This is a genomic window from Pseudomonas abieticivorans (assembly GCF_023509015.1).
Taxonomy (GTDB): Bacteria; Pseudomonadota; Gammaproteobacteria; order Pseudomonadales; family Pseudomonadaceae; genus Aquipseudomonas; species Aquipseudomonas abieticivorans.
Map to the genome: position 1 here is coordinate 5,148,618 of NZ_CP094975.1, position 20,494 is coordinate 5,169,111.

The 20,494-nt window shown below is 64.2% G+C and carries 18 protein-coding genes; 15 read left to right on the plus strand and 3 right to left on the minus strand.

Annotated features, from left to right (window positions below; all coding sequences use genetic code 11):
• Window positions 1-18 precede the first annotated feature (18 nt).
• From L9B60_RS23485 to L9B60_RS23495, 3 genes are all read right to left on the minus strand, one after another.
• Window positions 19-2,148: an oxidoreductase gene (locus L9B60_RS23485; protein ID WP_249673358.1), complete on the minus strand. Its 2,130-nt coding sequence runs from the start codon at window positions 2,146-2,148 to the stop codon at window positions 19-21.
• A gap of 66 nt (window positions 2,149-2,214) precedes the next feature.
• Window positions 2,215-3,042: an alpha/beta fold hydrolase gene (locus tag L9B60_RS23490; RefSeq protein ID WP_249673359.1), complete on the minus strand. Its 828-nt coding sequence runs from the start codon at window positions 3,040-3,042 to the stop codon at window positions 2,215-2,217.
• 17 nt (window positions 3,043-3,059) lie between these two features.
• A complete protein-coding gene (locus tag L9B60_RS23495; protein WP_249673360.1) occupies window positions 3,060-4,394 on the minus strand; it encodes a spinster family MFS transporter in 1,335 nt (444 codons plus the stop codon).
• A gap of 226 nt (window positions 4,395-4,620) precedes the next feature.
• Between L9B60_RS23495 and L9B60_RS23500 the strand changes: the two genes are divergently transcribed.
• The 15 genes from L9B60_RS23500 to L9B60_RS23570 all read left to right on the plus strand — a co-directional run bounded on the left by L9B60_RS23500 (window position 4,621) and on the right by L9B60_RS23570 (window position 20,487).
• Window positions 4,621-5,355 (plus strand): SDR family NAD(P)-dependent oxidoreductase, encoded by a 735-nt coding sequence (locus L9B60_RS23500; RefSeq protein WP_249673361.1) that lies wholly within the window; start codon window positions 4,621-4,623, stop codon window positions 5,353-5,355.
• A 14-nt stretch (window positions 5,356-5,369) separates the two neighbouring features.
• Complete coding sequence (locus L9B60_RS23505; RefSeq protein ID WP_249673362.1) at window positions 5,370-6,143, plus strand: SDR family NAD(P)-dependent oxidoreductase; 774 nt, start codon at window positions 5,370-5,372, stop codon at window positions 6,141-6,143.
• A 5-nt stretch (window positions 6,144-6,148) separates the two neighbouring features.
• The gene (locus tag L9B60_RS23510; protein WP_249673363.1) at window positions 6,149-6,778 is read left to right on the plus strand and encodes a nuclear transport factor 2 family protein; all 630 of its coding nucleotides are present in this window, start codon (window positions 6,149-6,151) and stop codon (window positions 6,776-6,778) included.
• A 9-nt stretch (window positions 6,779-6,787) separates the two neighbouring features.
• Window positions 6,788-7,861 (plus strand): alkene reductase, encoded by a 1,074-nt coding sequence (locus tag L9B60_RS23515; RefSeq protein WP_249673364.1) that lies wholly within the window; start codon window positions 6,788-6,790, stop codon window positions 7,859-7,861.
• Between the two features lie 25 nt (window positions 7,862-7,886).
• Window positions 7,887-9,749: a long-chain-acyl-CoA synthetase gene (locus L9B60_RS23520; protein WP_249673365.1), complete on the plus strand. Its 1,863-nt coding sequence runs from the start codon at window positions 7,887-7,889 to the stop codon at window positions 9,747-9,749.
• Window positions 9,742-10,830 carry an MBL fold metallo-hydrolase gene (locus tag L9B60_RS23525; protein WP_249673366.1) on the plus strand — a complete coding sequence of 363 codons (1,089 nt, stop codon included), beginning with the start codon at window positions 9,742-9,744 and terminating at the stop codon, window positions 10,828-10,830. Before L9B60_RS23520 ends, L9B60_RS23525 begins: the two co-directional genes overlap by 8 nt.
• Window positions 10,831-10,892: 62 nt before the next feature.
• Complete coding sequence (locus tag L9B60_RS23530; protein ID WP_249673367.1) at window positions 10,893-12,569, plus strand: DUF1302 domain-containing protein; 1,677 nt, start codon at window positions 10,893-10,895, stop codon at window positions 12,567-12,569.
• A 115-nt stretch (window positions 12,570-12,684) separates the two neighbouring features.
• Complete coding sequence (locus L9B60_RS23535) at window positions 12,685-13,896, plus strand: thiolase family protein (protein ID WP_249673368.1); 1,212 nt, start codon at window positions 12,685-12,687, stop codon at window positions 13,894-13,896.
• Window positions 13,897-13,901: 5 nt separating this feature from the next.
• Window positions 13,902-14,849, plus strand: a complete 948-nt coding sequence (locus L9B60_RS23540) for a bifunctional OB-fold nucleic acid binding domain-containing protein/MaoC family dehydratase (protein WP_249673369.1) — start codon at window positions 13,902-13,904, stop codon at window positions 14,847-14,849.
• Between the two features lie 228 nt (window positions 14,850-15,077).
• Entirely contained in the window at window positions 15,078-15,983 is a 906-nt protein-coding gene (locus L9B60_RS23545; RefSeq protein WP_249673370.1) for a VOC family protein, read from the plus strand.
• The gene (locus L9B60_RS23550) at window positions 15,980-16,855 is read left to right on the plus strand and encodes a CoA transferase subunit A (protein ID WP_249673371.1); all 876 of its coding nucleotides are present in this window, start codon (window positions 15,980-15,982) and stop codon (window positions 16,853-16,855) included. Before L9B60_RS23545 ends, L9B60_RS23550 begins: the two co-directional genes overlap by 4 nt.
• 11 nt (window positions 16,856-16,866) lie before the next feature.
• Complete coding sequence (locus L9B60_RS23555) at window positions 16,867-17,694, plus strand: CoA-transferase subunit beta (protein WP_249673372.1); 828 nt, start codon at window positions 16,867-16,869, stop codon at window positions 17,692-17,694.
• Window positions 17,681-18,592 (plus strand): enoyl-CoA hydratase, encoded by a 912-nt coding sequence (locus L9B60_RS23560; protein ID WP_249673373.1) that lies wholly within the window; start codon window positions 17,681-17,683, stop codon window positions 18,590-18,592. Before L9B60_RS23555 ends, L9B60_RS23560 begins: the two co-directional genes overlap by 14 nt.
• On the plus strand, window positions 18,589-19,716 hold the full coding sequence (locus tag L9B60_RS23565) for an NAD(P)H-dependent flavin oxidoreductase (protein WP_249673374.1): 1,128 nt from the start codon (window positions 18,589-18,591) through the stop codon (window positions 19,714-19,716). The genes L9B60_RS23560 and L9B60_RS23565 overlap by 4 nt, the downstream gene beginning before the upstream one ends.
• Window positions 19,717-19,734: 18 nt before the next feature.
• The gene (locus tag L9B60_RS23570; RefSeq protein WP_249673375.1) at window positions 19,735-20,487 is read left to right on the plus strand and encodes an enoyl-CoA hydratase family protein; all 753 of its coding nucleotides are present in this window, start codon (window positions 19,735-19,737) and stop codon (window positions 20,485-20,487) included.
• Window positions 20,488-20,494: the final 7 nt, after the last annotated feature.

A 20,494-nucleotide genomic window follows, 5' to 3' on the forward strand; every position in this document is an offset into this window, starting at 1 on the left:
CCGCGCGGCCCCTCGGCTTCACGCTTGCAGCCCGGCACGGTGGCCTGCGGCAATGGCCCCTTCGATATAGCCCAAGCTCTGGCAGTCGCCAATGCTCGCGACCTTAAGCCCCGCACGGCTCAAGGCATCCCCCAGCGTGGTGTCCGGGGTCGCGCCACTGGCCAGCACCACCGAGTCGCAACCCACTTCGGCGCTTTCACCCTCGGCGGTTTGGTAGCGCACGCGGTTACCTTCGATCGCGGTCACGGTGACCCCGGCCAGCAATTGCCCGCCATGCTCGCGAATGCCGTGCAGTACCCGCCAGCGGCGCACGATCGCCAGTTCCCGGCCCAGGTGAAGCGTGCTTTCCAACACACAGACCTGGCGACCACGGGCGATCAGGAACTCGGCCAGTTCAAGGCCCACCAGCCCACCACCGACAATGGTCACGCGCTTGCCCAGGGGCATCCAGACGTGAGAGAGCTTTTGCATGGCCTCGGTGCTGTCGGTGACGCCGATCAGGTTGCCGGCTTTCATCAAGGTGCGCTGGGCCAGCGAGAGTTTGCGTTTGGCGATGTCGTGCGCGTGATCCCCGGTCATCAGGCGTCGCAACTCGTCACCGCTCCACACGTGGTTCTGCTGCGCGCCGGGAATGTTCGGTGCGGCGCGCTGTGCGCCCGTGGCGACAATCACCTGGTCGACGGCCAGGTCGCGCAACAGGGCGGCGTCGACGAGGGCACCCAGGCGCACCTCGATGGGCAACTGCTGCACCTGGTACAGCAGGTTGTCGAGCAGCCGACCGTTCTCGGGGTAGGCCAGGGCTGCAAAGAACAGCGTGCCGCCCAGGCGCTCGCTGCGCTCAAGCAGCGTGACCCGATGGCCGCGTAACGCCGCCACCCGTGCAGCCTCCAGGCCCGCCGGGCCGCCGCCGACCACGGCGATGTGCTGCGCGTTGGCCGCCGGCGTGATGACCCGCTCGGCCTCATGACCGGTTTGCGGGTTAACCGCGCACTTGACCCGCTCATTGATAAAGATCTGGCTGACGCACACATAGCAGTAGATGCAGGGCCGAATTGCCCCGGGCTGGCTTGCGGCCAGTTTGTTCGGTAGCTGTGGGTCGGCCAGCAATTTGCGGCCCATGGCGATGAAATCGCAATGGTCGGCGGCAATGGCCGTGTCACCGGCATCGGGCTCGATGCGCCCGACCGCGATCACCGGAATGTTCACGCACTGCTTGATGGCTGCGGTCCATTCGAGGAAGCCACTGGGCTTTTGCACCAGCGGCGCTTCGGTAAAGGCCACGCCGCTGGTGGTCGCGGCATACGCCGAGACGCTGACCGCATCGGCCCCGGCACCTTCTGCCAAACGCGCCACGGCCTTGGCATCATCAAGGCTGATACCCCCGGGGGTACCCAGCTCTTGCGCATCCAGGCGCAGCCACACGCCAAAGTCGGCACCTACCCGCGCACGCACCGCCGCCAGCACTTCCAGCAGCAACCGCGCACGGTTTTCCAGGCTTGCGCCGTATTCGTCGTCACGCTGGTTGTAATAGGGCGACAGGAAGCCGGCGATAATGTAGTTATGCGCGGCATGGATCTCCACCCCGTCGAAACCGGCACGTTGCGCACGGTGCGCGGCGGCGGCGAACCATTCGACCATCTGGGCGATGTCGTCGTGGTCCATCACGCGCAGTTCTATGCCACCTTTGCGACCGCGCACGGCGCTGACAAACGAGGCCAGTTCTTCCGGGGTCAAGGCTTGCATCATGTCCGAGCTGCTGGCCGGTGGTGTCGACGGCACCCACAATGGTCGGCCGGCGGCCATGTCGCGAATTGCATTTTTGCCGGCGTGCTGCAATTGCATGGCGATTTTCGCGCCGTGCGAGTGCACGCGCTCGGCCAGGCGGGTCAAGCCGGGGAGGAACTCGTCGCTGGACACGCCGACCTGGTACGGTTCGGCGGTGCCGGCCGGAAAGGCGATGGCGCACACGCCCATGATCAACAGCCCGGCACCGCCGGCGGCGCGGGCTTCGTAGTACGCCTGTATACGCTCGCCACAGTGGCCATCGGCTTCGGCAAAGTTGGAGCCCATGGGCGCCATGATGATGCGGTTGCGCAAGTGAAGGGGGCCGATGCGGCCAGGTGCAAGCAAGTGGGACATTTTTGTCATTGTTATTTCTGCCCTTGGTGGCGGCCTGAGCGCGCCAGCGGCCCGTCTGCCGCTGGCGCAGGGTGCTTAGCCTTGGAGGAACTCAAGGCAGGAGCGATTGAACAGCTCGCGATGTTCCACCTGAACCCAATGCCCACAGCGGTTGAGCACAATAAAGCGGGCATCGGGGGCATTGTCGAGGATTTTCATCGCGCCGCCGACCGGGTTGAAATTGTCGTTGGTGCCCCAGAAGCCGAGAATCGGTACGTGCAGTTCATGCAGGCGCTCGGTCATGTTCGGCACCATCATGGTCGAGAACAGGCAGTGCGGCTGGTGCAGTGACACCGCGACGCGCTCGGCCAGCAAGCTGTCCGGCAGTTGCGAGGGGTCGAACAATTGCAGGCTCATGATCTGGCGCATGGTGTCGACGGTCAGCGGGCCGGCATTGAACAGCTCGACCATGCGTTGAATACCGATCTTCTCGAAGTAGGTGGCCCGCTCCTCGACCCCGCCCGGAGCCATCAGGATCAGTTTTTCGATGAGCGCGGGTTGTGCCAGGGCCAGGCCGATGGCGATGGCGCCGCCCAGCGAGTTGCCCAGTATCGTGCAACGCTGTACCTCAAGGGCCTTGAGCAAACCGGACACGGCCTCGACGAAAAAGTCCAGGTTGTACTGAATATTGTCAGGCTTGTCCGAGCGGCCAAAGCCGGGCAGGTCGATCACCAGGTTGCGAAAGCCTGCGGCGACAAATTCAGAGTAGTTACCCTTGAAGTTGCTGTAGCCACTGGCGCCCGGGCCACTGCCGTGCAGCCAAAGCACCACGGGGCCGCTGCCTTCATCCAGGTAATGCAGGCGCAGGCCATTGTCGAGGGTGACAAAGTGGCCAATGGGCAACGGTAGGTCTTGTTCTGACATCTTCGAATCTCCATTCATCAAGCGGTGACTGCTGTTTCAGGGGCGGCAACGGGAGGTGCCGTTCGCATCAATTGGGCGCGGTAGCGGGGCAGGGCCATGCCAAGGAAGACGGTCGAGAGCATCAACATCGAGATCGAGGCGGCCAGTGCATAGCGCAAGGCTTCGGTGCCCAGGGTCGGTGCAAATAGATCGCTGAGCACGCCGATCAACAGTGGGCCAACACCGACACCCAGCAAGGTCATGGCCATGACGAAGATCGAGGTGGCCTGGGCCAGGCGCGCGGCAGGGAACAAATGGGTGACGGCGCCAAGGCACGGGGTCGCCCACCAGGTGCCGAAAAAGGCAAAGCCGGCGTAGAACATGAAGGCGGTCGGTACCGGGGTGCTCCCCAGGTGGAACAGCGTGCCGGTTGGCCAAAGGAAGTACGCCAGGCCAAAGGGAATGCTGACCACGGTCGCCAGCAAGGGCACGCCGATCTGCCAGCCAGCGTCGCGGCGGGCCATGCGGTCGGAAATGATCCCGCAGGCCAGGGTACCGAACGTGGCTCCGGTGCCTCCGACCACACCGACGAGAAAGCCGGCGTCCTGCATATTCAAACCGTGGGAGCGGATCAGAAAGCTCGGGCTCCAGGTGCCAATCGCGTAGCCGGCGATGGCACTGGAGGCGCCGGTCAGTACCAGCCACAGAAACGACGGTGTCTCCATCAGCGTGGCCACGGTGTTGGCCCAGCCTTTGTCGGCCACCAGGACCTTGGCTTGCGCTTGGCTGGCAAGCGTGGGTGCGCGCACCGTCAGCCACAGCAGCAGCCCTAGCACAATGCCCGGCACGCCAATGATCAGGAACGCCGAACGCCAGCCGTAATGCTGGGCAATCCAGCCGCCGAAGCCGAGGCCGAAAATTGCGCCGAAGCTGGAGCCCAACATCAGGATCGACAGTGCGGTGGAGCGATGTTTTGCCGGGTACAGCTGCGAAATCATCGCCACCGAGGGGGCGGTACCCCCGGCTTCACCGACCGCCACGCCGACCCGTGCCATCACCAGCAAACCGAAGCTGGTGACCAGGCCACAGGCCATGGTCATCACGCTCCAGGCGATGCAGCAGGCGGCGATCACAGGCTTGGGGCCGATGCGGTCGGAGAGCCGCCCCAGCGGGAACCCGAACAGGGTGTAGAACACCGCGAAGGTCACGCCCGAGAGCATGCCGATGCCAGTGTCGGAGATGCCGAACTCTGCCTTGACCGGCTCGATCAGGATCGCCATCAACTGCCGGTCGATGTAATTGAAGATGTAGATCACGGCCAATACGAACAGTGCGTAGTGGCTACGCCAGGTAACGCGGATCGAAGAGTTCACAACGGGTGCTCCCGGTTTTGTTCTAGTAGGCAGGAGCGTGGCCAATCCTGTGGTCAGGCACATCGTCCATTCAGACCACCCGGTGTCGGCGCGCACGCCAACGGCAGGGGCGTAGTCTTATCGGACGATGTTGCGTTTTTGTACAGGGTTAATGATCTGTCCCGTGCTCGATCCCAACGCCAAGTGTGCTGGGGTCGGGGTAGCCAAGGCGTGCGGGAGATCAACGATGAAGTTAGCGAACAAAGTGGCCCTGGTCACCGGTGCCGGCCAAGGCATGGGCCGGGCGATTGCCCGGCATTTTGCCCAGGCCGGTGCGCGGGTGGTGGCGGTCGACCTCAACCTGCAGGCGGCCGAACAAACCCTGGAAGGCCTCGGTGAACACACCCTTGCGCTGAGCTGCAATGTCGCCGACAGCGCCTCGGTGGCGGCTGCGATGGTAATGCTCGAAGCGCGCTTCGGCAGCCTCGATATCCTGGTCAACAACGCCGGCGTCGGCTCGGTCGATGCCTTTGTCGACACCCCCGATGAACACTGGCAGCGGGTCATCGGCGTCAATCTCACGGGCACTTTCTTGTGCAGCCGCGAGGCTGTGCGCCTGATGCAAAAGCATGGCACCCAAGGCGTCGTGATCAATATTTCCAGCACCGCGGCAATGACCGGCGAAGGCCCCAGCCACTACTGCGCGGCCAAGGCCGGGGTGATGGGCTTGACCCGCAGCATGGCCCGCGAATTGGCCGCCAGCGGTATCCGCGTCAACACCCTGGTACCGGGCCCGACCAACACGCCGATGATGGCTGACATCCCCGAACAGTGGATGCAAAGCATGCTCAAGGCCATCCCCATGGGCCGCCTGGGTGAAGCCGCCGAGGTCGCCCGCGCCGCGGTGTTCCTGGCCAGCGAAGACGCCAGCTTCATCACCGGTCAAAACCTCGCCGTCAACGGCGGCATGGCCTTCATTTGAACCCGGAGCAGGGCATGAGTACACGACTGCAAGGCAAGATCGCGTTGATTACCGGTGCCGGTTCCGGCATTGGCGCCGCCACCGCGCGGCGCTTTGCCGAGGAGGGCGCCACCGTGGTGCTCTGCGGGCGGAACCCGGCGCCGCTGGAGGCAGTGGCAAGCGCCATTCGCCAGGCGGGTGGCAAGGCCGACTGCAGTGTCGCCGACGTCAGTGACGAACAGGCTATTGTCTGCGCGATCCAAGCGGCGGCCCAGCGCCACGGGCGTCTGGACATCCTCGTCAACAACGCCATGGCCTACACCTGGGGCGCCATCGACAGCACCTCAACGGCTGACTGGCAGGCCAATTTCAGCACCACGGTGGACGGCACCTTCTGGGGTACACGCACGGCCATGGTGCTGATGAAAGCCCAGGGTGGCGGGGCGATCATCAATATGGCCTCGATTTGCGGGCTGTTCGGCACGCCGGGCATGGCGGGCTATTCGGCGGCCAAGGCGGCAGTCATCAACTTCAGCCGCGCAGCCGCCAGCGAAGGCGCCGGCAGCAAGGTGCGGTGCAATGTGGTGGTGCCTGGGGTGATCGACACCCCGGCCACCGCCGGCATGCTGGCTGATGCAAAGGCGCGCGGCAACACCGAGAAGCTGATACCGCTGCGGCGCATCGGCCAGGCGCTGGAAGTGGCCAACGCGATTCTGTTCCTGGCCAGTGACGAGGCGTCCTACATCACCGGCGCTTGCGTGCCGGTGGACGGTGGGCGCAGCGCGGAACTCTACACGGTGCTGGAGTGATGAGCATGGAGCAGAACACCTTGCAAACCCGTATCGACCGGCTTGAGTCGATCGAAGAAATCCGTCAGTTGGCCGCCAAATATTCGTTGTCACTGGACATGCGTGACCTGGACGCCCACGTCAATCTGTTTGCCGAGGACATCCGCGTGGGTCGGGAAAAGACCGGGCGCGCGCACCTCAAGGCTTGGGTCGATGCAACGCTGCGTGATCAGTTCAGCGGCACGTCGCACCACCTGGGCCAGCACCTGATCGAGATGCTCGATGCCGATCATGCCGTAGGCGTGGTGTATTCCAAGAACGAGCATGAGACCGGCCCCGAGTGGGTGACCATGCAAATGCTCTATTGGGATGACTACGAGCGCATCGACGGCCGCTGGTACTTCCGCCGTCGCCTGCCGTGCTACTGGTACGCCAGCGACCTCAACAAGCCGCCCATTGGCGAGCGAAAAATACGCTGGCCGGGGCGTGAACCCTATGCGGGCAGCTTCCACGACCTGTTCCCCTCCTGGGCCGAGTTCTGGGCCCATCGCCCGGACAAGGCGCAACTGCCCGACGTCGCCCCGGCGGCGCCGCTGGAGCATTTTCTAGCCACCCTGCGACGCGGTGCCGTGGCCCCCAAGATTCGTGTGCGCTGAGGAATCGCGATGAGTATTTTGTTTGAACCGTTGCGCCTGGGCGAGTTGCAGCTGAGCAATCGCATCGTCATGGCGCCGATGACCCGCAGCCGTGCCAGCACCCAGGCGGTGCCCACCGCCGAAATGGTCGACTACTACCGCCAGCGCGCCGGTGCCGGGCTGATCATTGCCGAAGGCACCGCACCGTCGGCCGATGGCCTGGGCTATTGCCGCACCCCGGCGATTTATGACCGCGCGCAGATCGAAGGTTGGCGCCAGGTCACCCGTGCGGTGCGCGATGCCGGTGGGCGGATGGTCCTGCAACTGATGCACGTGGGCCGCGCCGCCAGTTGGCAGAATAAACCTGTCGGGGCCCGTACCGTGGCGCCGTCGGCGTTGCGCGCACGCACCCAGTTGTTCAGTGATGGCGCGGGCATGGTCGATACCGATCACCCTCAGGCACTGAGCCTTGAGCAGATCGGCGAAGTGATCGGGCACTACCGGCAGGCCGCCGAGAATGCGCGCGAAGCCGGTTTCGAAGGCGTCGAGCTGCATTGCACCAGCGGCTATCTGCCCATGCAGTTCATGGCGTCGGGGAGTAACCAGCGCCGCGACGGCTATGGTGGCACGGTCGAAAATCGCGTGCGCTTTCCCGCCCAGGTGCTGGCGGCGATGGCCGACGCCATCGGGCCAGGGCGCGTGGGCTTTCGCCTGTGCCCGGGCAACCCTTACAACGACATCAGCGATGCCGACCCGGTCGCCACGGCGCAAGCCCTGTGCGCGCAGGTCGAGCCCCTGGGCCTGGCCTACCTGCACATCATGCGCTCGCCCATGAGTGAACTGGATGCCTTTGCCCTGGCCCGGCGCCATTGCGCAAGCCCGCTGATCCTCAATGACGGTTTCGATGGCCCCTCGGCGGCTGCCGCGCTGGAGGCCGGGCAGGGCGCCGCGGTGTCGTTCGCCCGGCACTTTATCGCCAACCCGGACCTGGTCGAGCGCTTGCACGCAGGCTTGCCACTGGCCGCTTTCGACCGCAAGACCCTTTATACGAAAGGCGCACGGGGCTATTCGGACTACCCGAACCGCAGCCTGGCGCCGACATGAACAGCCGGATTTATCGGAGGTAGGGATGAACGATTTCAATAACGCCAGCCGGCTGTCCAGTGCAGGCCGCGCGGTGGTGCCGCGCGAACAGACCCAGGCCATCCTCGACCTGCGGGCCGAGGCCAGCGCACGGATCAAACCGGCGGATCGCTACACCATTGCCGACCGCCTCGAAGAGCAGGCCCGGCGCCATGGTGAGCGGCCGTTTGTGCTCTACGGCGGGCAGCGCTTGAGCTACGCCCAGGTCAACGCCCAGGCCGACCAGTTGGCCCATGTCTTTTATGCCCGTGGCCTGCGCCCTGGCGATGTGTGCGCGCTGGCCATGGAGAACCGCCCGGCGTTTTTCTGCTGCTGGTTCGGCCTGGTCAAGCTTGGGGTGGTGGTGGGCTTCGTCAACACTCAGGTCAGCGGCAGGCCGCTGGTGCATGCCTTGCAGGCGATCGGCGCCAAGGCGGTGATCGTTGGTGAAGAGGTGGTGGGTAACTTCCTCGCCACCGAGGGCCTGCCAGAGGTGCCGCTGTGGTTGGTCGAAGACGCCGAAAACCCTTGGCCGCACGCCTTGCCCACAGAGGTCGACAACCGCTTGACGCAAGCGCGGGCCGCAGCGCCGAACACGCCGTTCCCGCGGGACTTGCGCGCCGACCTTGCCGCCGAGACACCCAGCCTGCTGATTTTTACCTCGGGCACCACCGGCCTGCCGAAAGCGGCGCGCTACAGCCACATGCGCTGGATGTGCACGGGCGACGTCATGGAAGTGACCCTGCAGACCACGCCGCAGGACGTGTTTTATTGCTGCCTGCCGCTGTACCACGGCGCCGCCGCCACCTCGGTGACGTCCACGGCACTGAAAGCCGGTGCCGCGATTGTGGTGCGCCGCAAGTTCAGTGTGCGCGAGTTCTGGAAAGACGTGCGCGAACACCGGATCAGCGTGTTCCAGTACATCGGCGAAATCTGCCGCTACCTGCTCAATCAGCCACCGGTGGCCGGTGAGCGGGAGCATGGGCTGCGCTGCATGCTCGGTGCCGGGCTGTCCCGGGAGATCTGGCAAAACTGGCTGCAGCGCTTCGGGCCCATCCAAGTGTTCGAGGGCTGGGGGTCGACCGAGTCCAATGCCAACCTGGTCAATGTCGACAACTACCTGGGTGCCTGTGGGCGCGTGCCGTTCTGGGACAAGAGCAACCTGCGCCTGGTGCGTTATGACGTGGAAACCGACAGCCATCCACGCGACGAACAGGGTTTTTACCAACGGTGCGCGGTGGGCGAGGTGGGCGAAGCACTGGGCTTTATCATCAACCACCCCAACATCGGCGGCGGGCGCTTCGAGGGCTACACCTCGGCCGAGGCAACCGACAGCAAGATCCGCCGCAATGTCTTCAAGGAAGGCGATGCCTATTGGAGCTCCGGTGACCTGCTGCGTTATGACGAGGACGGCTACCTCTACTTTATCGACCGCATCGGCGACACCTTCCGCTGGAAGAGCGAGAACGTCTCGACCCAAGAGGTGGCTGCGGCGCTGGGCGACCTCCAGGGGCTTGAACTGATCAACATCTACGGCGTACAGGTGCCCGGCCAGGAGGGCCGCGCGGGAATGGCGGCGGTGTTGATGCAGCCGGGGCAGCGCTTCGATCCCGAGGCCTTCTACGCCCTGACCGAAGCGCGCTTGCCCCGCTATGCGGCGCCACTGTTCGTGCGCGTCTGCGCAGCGGCCGACCTGACCAGCACCTTCAAGTTGCGCAAGGTCGACCTGCAGCGCCAAGGCTATGCGCCGGGCGCTTTCAGCGACCCGCTGTTTATCCGCGACGAAAGCCGCCGCAGCTACCTGCCGTACAGCCCTGAGGTGCTGGCCCGGGTGGGCTTGCCAGCCTTTGCCGGTGATGCCCATGAGTAACCTCGATGCCCAAGGCCACGAATGGCGCGCAGGCTTGCGTTTCCCCTGGCCACAGCCGCCCGCCAACGGCGCCGTCGAACACATTGCCGAAGGCCTGCTGTGGCTGCGCATGCCGCTGCCGTTCGGGCTTGATCACATCAACCTGTACCTGTTGCGCCATGGCCAGGGCTGGGTCGCCATCGACACCGGGCTGAACACCGAGCAAACCCGTGAGGTCTGGGAAGCCCTGTTCGACACGATATTGGGTGGCTTGCCGCTGGTGGCGGTGATCTGCACGCATTTTCATTCTGACCATGTCGGCGTGCTCGGCTGGCTGACCGAGCGTTTCCGCTGCCCGGTGTTCATGAGTGCCAGTGAATACCAGGCCATGCACCAGTTGGGCGCCCAGAGCGACGTCAGCAGCAGTTGGGCGTTCTTCCAGCATTACCAGCGGGCCGGTTTCAGCACCGAGCAGACCGAGGCGTTGTTCCCACTGCTCAGCAGCGCGCATTTTCGCCCGCAAGTGCCCACCAGCTTTCAGCGGCTGAGCGAAGGTGGCCAGTTGACCATCGGCGGGCGACGCTGGCAGGTGGTGATTGGTCGTGGGCACTCCCCGGAGCATGCCTGCCTGTATTGCGCCGAAGACGGTTTGCTGATTTCCGGCGACCAGGTGCTGCCACGCATCACCTCCAGTGTCTGCGTGCAGGTCACCGAACCTGATGCCGACCCGCTGCGCGGCTGGCTCGAATCAGTGGAACACCTGCGGGCGGTTCCCGACGACGTGCTGGTGCTGCCGGCCCATGAGCGGCCGTTTTTTAACTTGCATCAGCGCCTGGACCAGTTGCGCGACCACCACCTGGCGCACTTGCAACGGGTGCTGGAGGCCTGTGCGACGCCGCGCAGTGCCGTGCAATTGATGGCCGTGCTGTTTCCCAAGGTCAACGGCCGGTTCGATGAATTGATGGCGCTGGGCGAAACGCTCGCGCACCTCAACTACCTGATCGCCTGCGGGCGGTTGGTGCGTGAAGAAACAGCCGGCGTGTTCCGTTACACAGGCACGCCACACGGTGTCACGGCTTGCTCTGTGCTAGGGCAGCTTTGAGCGGGGAGTTGGAGGTTCTTGCACTTTTGCGCGGCCATTGGGTCGTTAATCGGAGAGGCAACATGACTAATAAAAACAAAAAAAACGCTGCTGGCCCAGGGGTTCCGGGCTTCGAATTATCGGCGCTGGTGGGGGCCTTGGCATTGGTGTCGACACCTGCCTGGTCAGGGGAAACCATTGAACTTGACAACGGCACGACCATCGACTGGACCGTGACCACCAGTTACGGCCTGGGGGTGCGCTTGTCCAACCCCGACAGCAAGCTGTTGACGCGCAATGCCGATGATGGCGACCGCAACTTCGACAAGGGCAGCCTGGTGACCAACCGGATGGGCGCCCTGGCCGAGATGATTGTGCGCAAGGACAACTACGGTGCCGTGCTGCGCGCCAGTACGTTTTACGATGATGCCTACCATCGCTCCAATGACAACGACTCGCCGGGCACGGTCAACAAGAACGGCGATAACAACGAATTCACCAGCGATACCCGGTATTACAGTGGTGGGCGCAGCAAGTTCCTCGACGCCTACGTGTTCAGTGGCTGGCGCTTCGAGAATGACTCGATGCTCGACGTGAAGGCCGGGCGGCATATCGAGTCGTGGGGTGAAAGCCTTTTTTACCCGGGTGTCAGCGGCGTGCAGAACCCCTCCGATGCGGTCAAGGCGGCCCAACCTGGGGTCGAGGTCAAGGAGGTGCTGTTGCCGGTCGGGCAAGTGTCGGGGTCTTACCGGTTGAACCCGCAACTGACCTTTGGTGCCTATGTGCAATATGAATGGATGGGCACCGAACTGCCGCCAGTGGGCAGCTACCTGTCCACCAGCGACGTGGTCGGCCCGGGGCGCGAATTTATCCTCAATGCCAATGGCTCGCGCATCAACTACCGAGGCACCGATGAGCCCCGCGACAGTGGCCAGTGGGGGGTACAGGTACGCTTCCGTCCGGTCCCGGCCCTGGAGCTGTCACTGTTTCACGTCAATTATCATGACAAGAACCCGGCCACCGCATTGGTCGGGTACCAGGCCACGCAGGTCGCGCCGGGGGTGTTCGCCGGTACGCCCGATGGCTACCGCATTACTTACTTTGAAGACATCAAACTGACCGGGGTCAGTGCCTCGACCAAGATCGGCGAGACCCAGTTCGGTGCCGAGTGGTCCTATCGCGATGGTGCCCCGGTGATGGTCAATACCGGCCTGGGCCCCACGCCTGCGCGGGGCAAAGGCCAGCAGATGCAGCTTTCAGCCATCCGCATCCTCGGTGACCGCCCTTGGGCCAACCAGACTTCGCTGACCGCCGAGATCGTGTCAGTGCGCGTGGACAGCGTTGAGGAAACCTCGGGGGCACCGAACCTGCAGGCACTGGGCAACAGCCTGATCGCACAGATGCGCCCGCTGGTGCAGAGCTCCGATGACTACACCTACAACAACGCGTCGGGCTATCGCAGCAAAACTTCCAGCGCCTACACCTTGGGGGCGTCGTTCAGCTACCCAGGCGTGTTCCAGGGCTGGGACCTGGAAGTGCCGGTCAACTTCTCCAACGTGTTCAGCGGTTCCACGCCGATGGCCGGGACCATCTCGGGCATGCAAGGCGACCGTCGACTGAGCCTGGGCACCACCTTCAAATACCTGGGCAACCTGGAGGTTGCCCTGCGGGTGACCGGCTACCTGGGGGATGCCGACCCGGTCAAGCGTTTGCTGGCTGACCGTGACTACGGCACGTTCTCGGTGAAATACAGTTTCTGATCACCCGGCGGGCGCCGGCACGGCCGGCGCTTGCAGTGAGTCAAATGAACGATTACGCGCGGCCACAACTGTGGCATGTTCGCACGACAATAAAAAACCTTCGAGTGGGGGATACATGGGTCTTAAAGGTCACGCGGCGATTGTCGGTGCCGCTCAATACAAACCGGAAAAGTACGCCACGGCGCCGAGGATGTTCCACCTGGAGCAAGTGGCTGACCTGGCGGCGCGCGCGCTGCGCGATGCCGGATTGCGCGCCGAAGACCTCGACGGTCTGGTGATCAATGGCCCGCATTTTCATGAGGCTTCGGTGTTCGTCCCGGCCATGGCCGCCGAATACCTGGGCTTGACCCTGAACTTTGCCGAAGTGGTCGACCTGGGGGGGTGCACCTCGGTGGGGATGGTCTGGCGCGCCGCCGCAGCCATCGAGCTGGGGTTGTGCCAGGCGGTGCTGTGCGTGCTGCCGGCCCGCTTGGCGCCGATGGGCCCCGAGGAAGACCCCGGCGCGATGGCCCGGGCCATGCGCTATGGCGGCCACAGCACGGCGTTTGGCGCACCGGAGGCCGAATTCGACCTGCCTTACGGGCACATGGGCCAGAACACCGGCTACGCCATGATCGCCCAGCGCTATGCCGCGCAGTATGGTTACGACCCGATGGCCATGGCCAAGATCGCGGTGGACCAGCGCACCAACGCGCTGGCCAACCCGCAGGCCATGTTCTACGGCCAGCCGTTGACGGTCGAGCAGGTGCTGGCGAGCAAGCGGGTTGCCGATCCGTTGCACATCCTTGAAATCGTCATGCCGGTGGCCGGTGGCGCGGCCATGATCATTGCCTCCAAGGAAGTCGCGGCGCGTGCTCGCAAGCGCCCGGCGTACATCACAGGTTTTGGCGAACACTTGGCGTTCAAGTCACCCTCGTATGCCCAAGACATGCTCAACACCCCGATTGGCCCCGCCTCGCGCCGCGCCTTCGAGATGGCCGGGGTCAAGCCTGCCGATGTCGATGCCGCGCAGATCTACGATTGCTACACCATCACCGCGTTGCTGACGCTGGAAGACGCCGGGTTTTGTGCCAAGGGCGAAGGCATGCGCTTCGTGCGCGAGCATGACCTGACCTTTCGTGGCGACTTCCCGATGAACACCCACGGCGGCCAGCTCAGCTTCGGCCAGGCCGGTGCTGCCGGGGGCATGTCACAGGTGATCGAGGCGGTGACGCAGATCAGCGGCGAGGCGGGCGAGCGTCAGCTTGAACGTTGCGACAGCGTCTACGTCTCCGGCACCGGTGGGGTGATGAGTGAGCAAGCCGCGTTGATTCTTCAAGGAGCCTGACCTGCATGTCGAACAATAAGCCAATGCCGGTGCCGACCGAGATCTCGGCACCTTTCTGGGAAGGCCTGAAGGCACAGCGGCTGTTGATCCAGCAGTGCGATGCGTGCGATCACTGGGTGTTCTACCCGCGCAGGCACTGCCCGCGCTGCCTGGCGCACGCGCTGACGTGGCGCGAGGTCAGCGGTGCAGCCAGCCTGTACAGCTACACGGTGGCGCGGATCGCCACGCTGCCGGACTTTGCCGATGAAATGCCGCAGATGTTGGCGGTCATCCAGCTGGATGAAGGCGTGCGCATCAATACCACGCTGGTGGGGCTTGAAGAAGATCAGGTTCACATCGGCATGCGCCTCAAGCCGGTGTTCGCCGAGGTGGATGCCAAGGGCACGCGGCTGCTGCGCTTTACCGGCCTGGAGCAAGATGCCCCGGCGCTGCAGCGTTGGGCCAGTGCACCCCAGGCGCAACCGATAGTGCCGCCTGACGCGCCACCGGTGCGTTTGATCGCCATGGATGATGAGGTGGCCTTGCAGGGCCTGGTCAGCGAAACCTTCAGTGGCTGGAGCAACGAGATCGTGGTCGACCAAGCGTTGATCGACGCCTTCGCCGTGCTGTCCGGCGATGACTACTGGATTCACACCGACCCTGAGCGTGCACGCAAGCAAAGCCCGTTTGGCGGCACCATCGCCCACGGTGCCCTGGTGCAGGTGTTGCAGTCGCGGTTCAAGCTGGCGCTGGGCTATGAGATCACTGGTTTCAGCACCCTGGTCAACTACGGGTCCGACCGTTTGCGTTTCCCCGCGCCAGTGCCGTCCGGTGCGCGGATTCACGCCCGGGCCAGGGTCAAGCAGGTGGCGCAGGTCAAGCGCGGCATGCAGTTGACCCTGGAGGTCAATACCCATGTGGTGGGCAGTGATCGGCCGTCGGTGATCAATGACCTGGTGATGTTGTACATGTAACACCCGCTTTACCGCGGCGCCCTTTTCGCGGGTGAATCCGCTCCTACATTGATCCCCTGTAGGAGCGGATTTACCCACGAAAGGGGCGCCGCTACTTACCTGTTGCCCACGCCCCAGCTTTTCTCTTTCCCAGATCCATCAGGTGTTTAGTCTCAACGGACGATGAGGCCACTGCCCGCGCTCAGCACAATGAAGGCCAACCAAGGTCCAGTCATTGAGGAGCAGGGCATGATGGAAATCCGCGGGCTGAGCTACTTCGTCGCTCAAATCAACAACCTCAGTCAGTGGCAACGTTATGCCGAGGACGTGCTGGGCATGATGGTGCTGCCGGCACCGGGTGGCGGCCTCTACGTAAAGATGGACGAGCGGCCGTTTCGCATGTTGATCGTCGAGGGGGACCAGGCCGGTTACCTGGCCTCAGGCTGGGAGTTGGCCAGCGAGCGGGCCTTCAACGATGCGTTGCACACCCTGACGCAAAACGACGTGCGCTGGCAGGCGGGCACCGCCGAGCAGATCGAACAGCGTGGCGTGCAGGCACTGGTCAGCGTCACGGACCCTTCCGGCAACCGTCACGAACTGAGCTGGGGCCATCGCTCCGACTGCCAGCCGTTTGTGTCCCCGCAAGGCGTGCCGGGCTTTCTCACCGGCGACATGGGCCTGGGCCATACCGTGCTGCCGGCCCCCGACTTCGACGCGACCCTGGCGTTCGCCAAGACTGTGCTGGGCTTTGAACTCTCGGACATTTTCAACTTTCGCCCGGACCCTGCGGCGCCGCCCATCCGTATCCATTTCCTGCATTGCCGCAATAGCCGCCACCACTCGCTGGCGCTGGCGGAGTTCGCGGTGCCGTCGGGGTGCGTGCACGTGATGGTCGAGGTCGATTCGATGACTGAAGTGGGGCGTGCCCATGACCGTCGCCAGGCGCATCAGGTGCCGCTGTCGGCCACCCTCGGCCAGCACCTCAACGACAAGATGACCTCGTTTTACATGAAGACCCCGTCCGGCTTCGACCTGGAGTACGGCTACGGCGGCCTGCAAGTGGATTGGGCTGAGCATTCAGCCTTCGAATTTACCCGGGTAAGCCTGTGGGGGCATGACTTTTCCGTCGGCCAACAGCAAGGAGATGTGCAATGAACAAGCAAATGACGGCGGCCGATGCCGTGGCGCAACTGCGCGATGGCATGACCATCGGCTTCGGCGGTTGGGGGCCGCGGCGCAAACCCATGGCGGTGGTCCGCGAAATCCTGCGCTCGGCGGTCAAGGACCTGACCGTGGTCGCGTACGGTGGGCCGGAAGTGGGCATGCTCTGCGCTGCGGGCAAGGTCAAGAAGCTGGTGTTCGGTTTTGCCACCCTCGACGCCATCCCGTTGGAGCCCTACTACCGCAAGGCGCGCGAAGCCGGTGGGCTGCAGTTGATGGAGGTCGATGAAGGCATGTTCCAGTGGGGCCTGCGCGCGGCGGCCATGCGCTTGCCGTTCCTGCCGACCCGCTGCGGCCTGGCCACCGATGTCACCCGGCTGAACCCTGAGCTGAAAACCATCCGATCACCCTATGACGACGGCGAGGTGCTGCTGGCCATGCCGGCGCTGAACCTGGATGTGGCCTTTATTCACGTCAACGTCGCCGACCGTCTGGGCAACACCCTGCTGACCGGCCCGGACCCCTACTTCGATCATCTGTTCGCCCGCGCCGCGCAGCAGTGCTTCGTGTCCTGCGAGCAGTTGCACGAACGCCTTGAGCTGACCGCCGACCAGGCGCGCTGCAACACCTTTGAGCGCTACCTGGTCAGTGGCGTGATCCATGCCCCGCACGGCGCCCACCCGACCGCCTGCCAGCCCGAGTACGGCTGGGACCTGAGCCACCTCAAGCGCTATGCCGCCAGCGCGGGCGAGGAGGGTGGCTGGCAAGCCTATGTCGAGCAATACATAGCGCCGGGCGAACTGGCTTATCAAGACCAAAACGGCGGTGCCGAACGCATGGGCTCCCTGGCCCTGCCAGTGTTCTGAGGAGGATGAAAATGTCGACTGCCTGTGAGTTTACCCTCGCCGAACTGATGATCGTCGCCGCCAGCGAAGCCTGGCGCGGCAATGGCGAGTTGATCGCCTCGGGCCTGGGCGTGATCCCGCGGTTGGGCGCAAGCCTGGCCAAGCTCAGCCACAGCCCGCAGCTGCTGATGAGCGACAGTGAAGCCTACCTGGTCGAAGAACCGATCCCCTTGGGCCCGCGTGGCGACTACGTGCCCAAGTATTCGGGTTCGCTGAACTTCGAGCGGGTGTTTGAGTGCGTCTGGGGCGGCCGCCGCCACGCCATGATCGGCCCGACCCAGATCGACCGCTGGGGCCAGAGCAACCTGTCGTGCGTGGGCGACTACCACAAGCCCAAGGCCGCGATGCTCGGTGTTCGCGGATTGCCCGGCAACAGCATCAACCATATCAACTCCTTCTTCGTGCCCAACCACAACCCCCGCGTGTTTGTCAGCGGCGAAGTGGACATGGTCTCCGGCGTCGGCTTCAAGGCCGAGCGTTGGCCTGAAGGGGTGCGCCGCGACTTGATGGACATCCGTCTGATCGTCACCGACTTGTGCGTGATGGATTTCGACGGCCCGCAGCGCGCGGTTCAGGTGCGCAGCCTGCACCCGGGGGTGAGCTTTGAACAGGTGCAGCAGAGCACCGGCTTCCCGTTGCTCAAGTCGCCAGCGCTCAAGGAAACCGTGCACCCCACGGCTGAACAACTGGCATTGATCCGTCGGCTCGACCCCCATGATTACCGCAGTTCGGCGATCAAGGGCAACCCGACCGGTATTCGCGTGGCGCAAGGCGAGGGTAGCCAGCATGAACAGCGCTGACAGTGAGTTCGTCCAGCGTGAAGACCACTCGGTCTACGAAACGCAGGAACCGGTGGTGTACAGCGTGGCCGAAGGTATCGCCACGCTGACCATGAACCGGCCAGGCTTCAACAACGCGCAGAACTCGCAGATGACCTATGCGCTGGATGCCGCGCTGCGCCAGGCGGTCAACGATGACGCAGTCAAGGTCATCGTCCTGCGAGGGGCTGGCAAGCACTTTAGCGCCGGCCACGACATTGGCACGCCGGGCCGTGATATCAACAAACCCTTCGAGCGTGCGCACCTGTGGTGGGACCACACCAACAAGCCCGGCGGCGAGCAGTTGTATGCCCGTGAGCAAGAGGTGTACCTGGGCATGTGCCGGCGCTGGCGCGAGCTGCCCAAGCCGACCATTGCCATGGTTCAGGGCGCTTGCGTGGCCGGCGGGCTGATGCTGGCGTGGGTGTGCGATTTGATCGTGGCCAGCGACGACGCGTTCTTCCAGGACCCGGTGGTGCGCATGGGGATTCCGGGGGTGGAGTATTTCGCCCACCCTTATGAGCTGAACCCGCGTATCGCCAAGGAGTTTCTGTTTACCGGCGATCGCATGGGCGCCGAGCGCGCTTACCAGATGGGCATGGTCAATCGGGTACTGCCACGCGCGATGCTTGAAGAGGGCACCTACGCGCTGGCCGCCACGATCGCCCGGCAGCCGCGCATGGGCCTGGCCCTGACCAAGCAGGCAATCAACCACGTCGAAGACCTGCAGGGCAAACGCACGGCCATGGACGCCGCCTTTGCCTGGCACCAGTTTGCTCATGTGCACAGCGAACTGTTGTCGGGCGACAAGCTCGGCGGCTTCGATGCCAAGGCCATGGCCCAGGCCAATAAAGCCGCCGCCAGCGGAAAACCGACATGAGCCGCTGGATGAATACGCCGCTGACCCAGGCCCTGGGTTGCCGCTACCCGATCGTGCAGACCGCCATGGGGTGGGTCGCCGACGCCAACCTGGTGATCGCCACGACCCAGGCCGGTGGCTTTGGTTTCCTGGCGGGCGCCACCCTTGCCGCCGATGCCCTGGAAGGCGAGATCAACAAGGTGATCGCCGCCACCGGGGGCAGCAATTTCGGCCTGAACTTCCACATGTTCCAGGAAAACGCCGGGCAGTGCGTCGACCTCGCGATTCGCTACCGCTTGCGCGCAGTGAGCTATGGGCGTGGCCCGGACAAACAGACCATTGCCCGTTTCAAGGCCGCTGGCGTGCTGTGCATCCCCACGGTGGGGGCGCTCAAGCACGCCCTCAAGGCGGTGGAGTTGGGCGCGGACATGATCACTATCCAGGGCGGCGAGGGCGGCGGGCATACCGGTGGCGTGCCCAGTTCGATCCTCTTGCCGCAGGTACTGGACGCGGTGTCGGTGCCGGTGATTGCCGCCGGAGGCTATTCCACCGGTCGGGGCCTGGCCGCTGCACTGGCCGCCGGTGCCGTGGGCATCGCCATGGGCACGCGGTTCTTGATGACCCGTGACTCGCCCACGCCCTCGGCCACCCTGGTGCATTACCTCAAGGTCACCGACCCGCAGTTGGTGCGCGTGACCCTGGCGGTCGATGGCATGCGCCACCGGATGATCGAGAACCCGTTTATCAACCGCCTGGAGCAGGCCGGCTCGCTGGGGCGCCTGAGCATCGCCTTGCGCAGCGCCTGGAAATGGAAACAGCAGACCGGCATGAGCCTGGGCCACCTGTTCACGGTGTTGCGCCAGGCCCTCAAGGAGGATCCCGGCGCGGTGTCGCAAACGCTGATGGCGGCCAACCAGCCGGTGCTGTTGCAGCGCTCGATGATCGATGGCGTGCCGGACGAGGGCATCTTGCCCAGCGGCCAGGTCGCCGCGGCCATCGCTGAACTCAAAAGTTGCCAGCAGGTGATCGAAGACATTGCCCGGCAAGCCGAGCACTGCCTGGACGCGCTGATGGCCCGTCACGACGCGCGAACGCCTGCGCAGGAGGAACATACACCTGCACCCTTTATTGAACGGGCCCGCTGACCCTTGGAGAAGACCATCGTGAGTCAAGCATTTACTACACAGATCGACGCGGGCATTGCCGAGTTGGTGCTCGCCAAGCCACCGGTCAACGCCCTGGACAGCCAGGAGTGGATGGACCTTGCCCACCAGGTCGAGGCGCTTGGCGCCAACCCCCAGGTGCGAGTCATCGTGATTCGGGCCGAAGGGCGCGGCTTCTGCGCCGGGGTCGACATCAAGGAACTGGACGCCCACCCCGAGCGCATCATTGCAGTGAACGCCGGTAACTACGCGGCGTTCAAGGCCGTGCACCGCACGCCGGTGCCGGTGATCATCGCGGTGCATGGCTTTGTGCTCGGTGGTGGCATCGGCCTTACCGGCGCTGCCGACATTGTCGTGGCCAGCGAGTGCGCCACCTTCGCCTTGCCGGAAGTGGACCGCGGGGCCATGGGTGGCGGCGCGCATTTGCAGCGTTTATTCCCGGTGCAAAAGGTGCGCTATCTGTTTTTTACCGGTGACAAGATCGGCGCCGCCGAAGCTGCACAGTACGGTTTTATCGAGCGTGTGGTGCCCAAGGAACAACTGCGCGAAACCGCGCTGCAAATCGCCGCCAGGATCGCCGCCAAGAGCCCGGCGATGATCCGTATCGCCAAGGAAGCCCTCAATGGCATCGAAGACGGCAACCTGGAAGACAAGTACCGCTGGGAGCAGGGCTTCACCCTGCAGGCCTACACCAGTCCGGATTCTGCGGAAACCCGCCGCGCGTTCGTCGAAAAACGCGACGTGAAGTTCTGAGGGAACG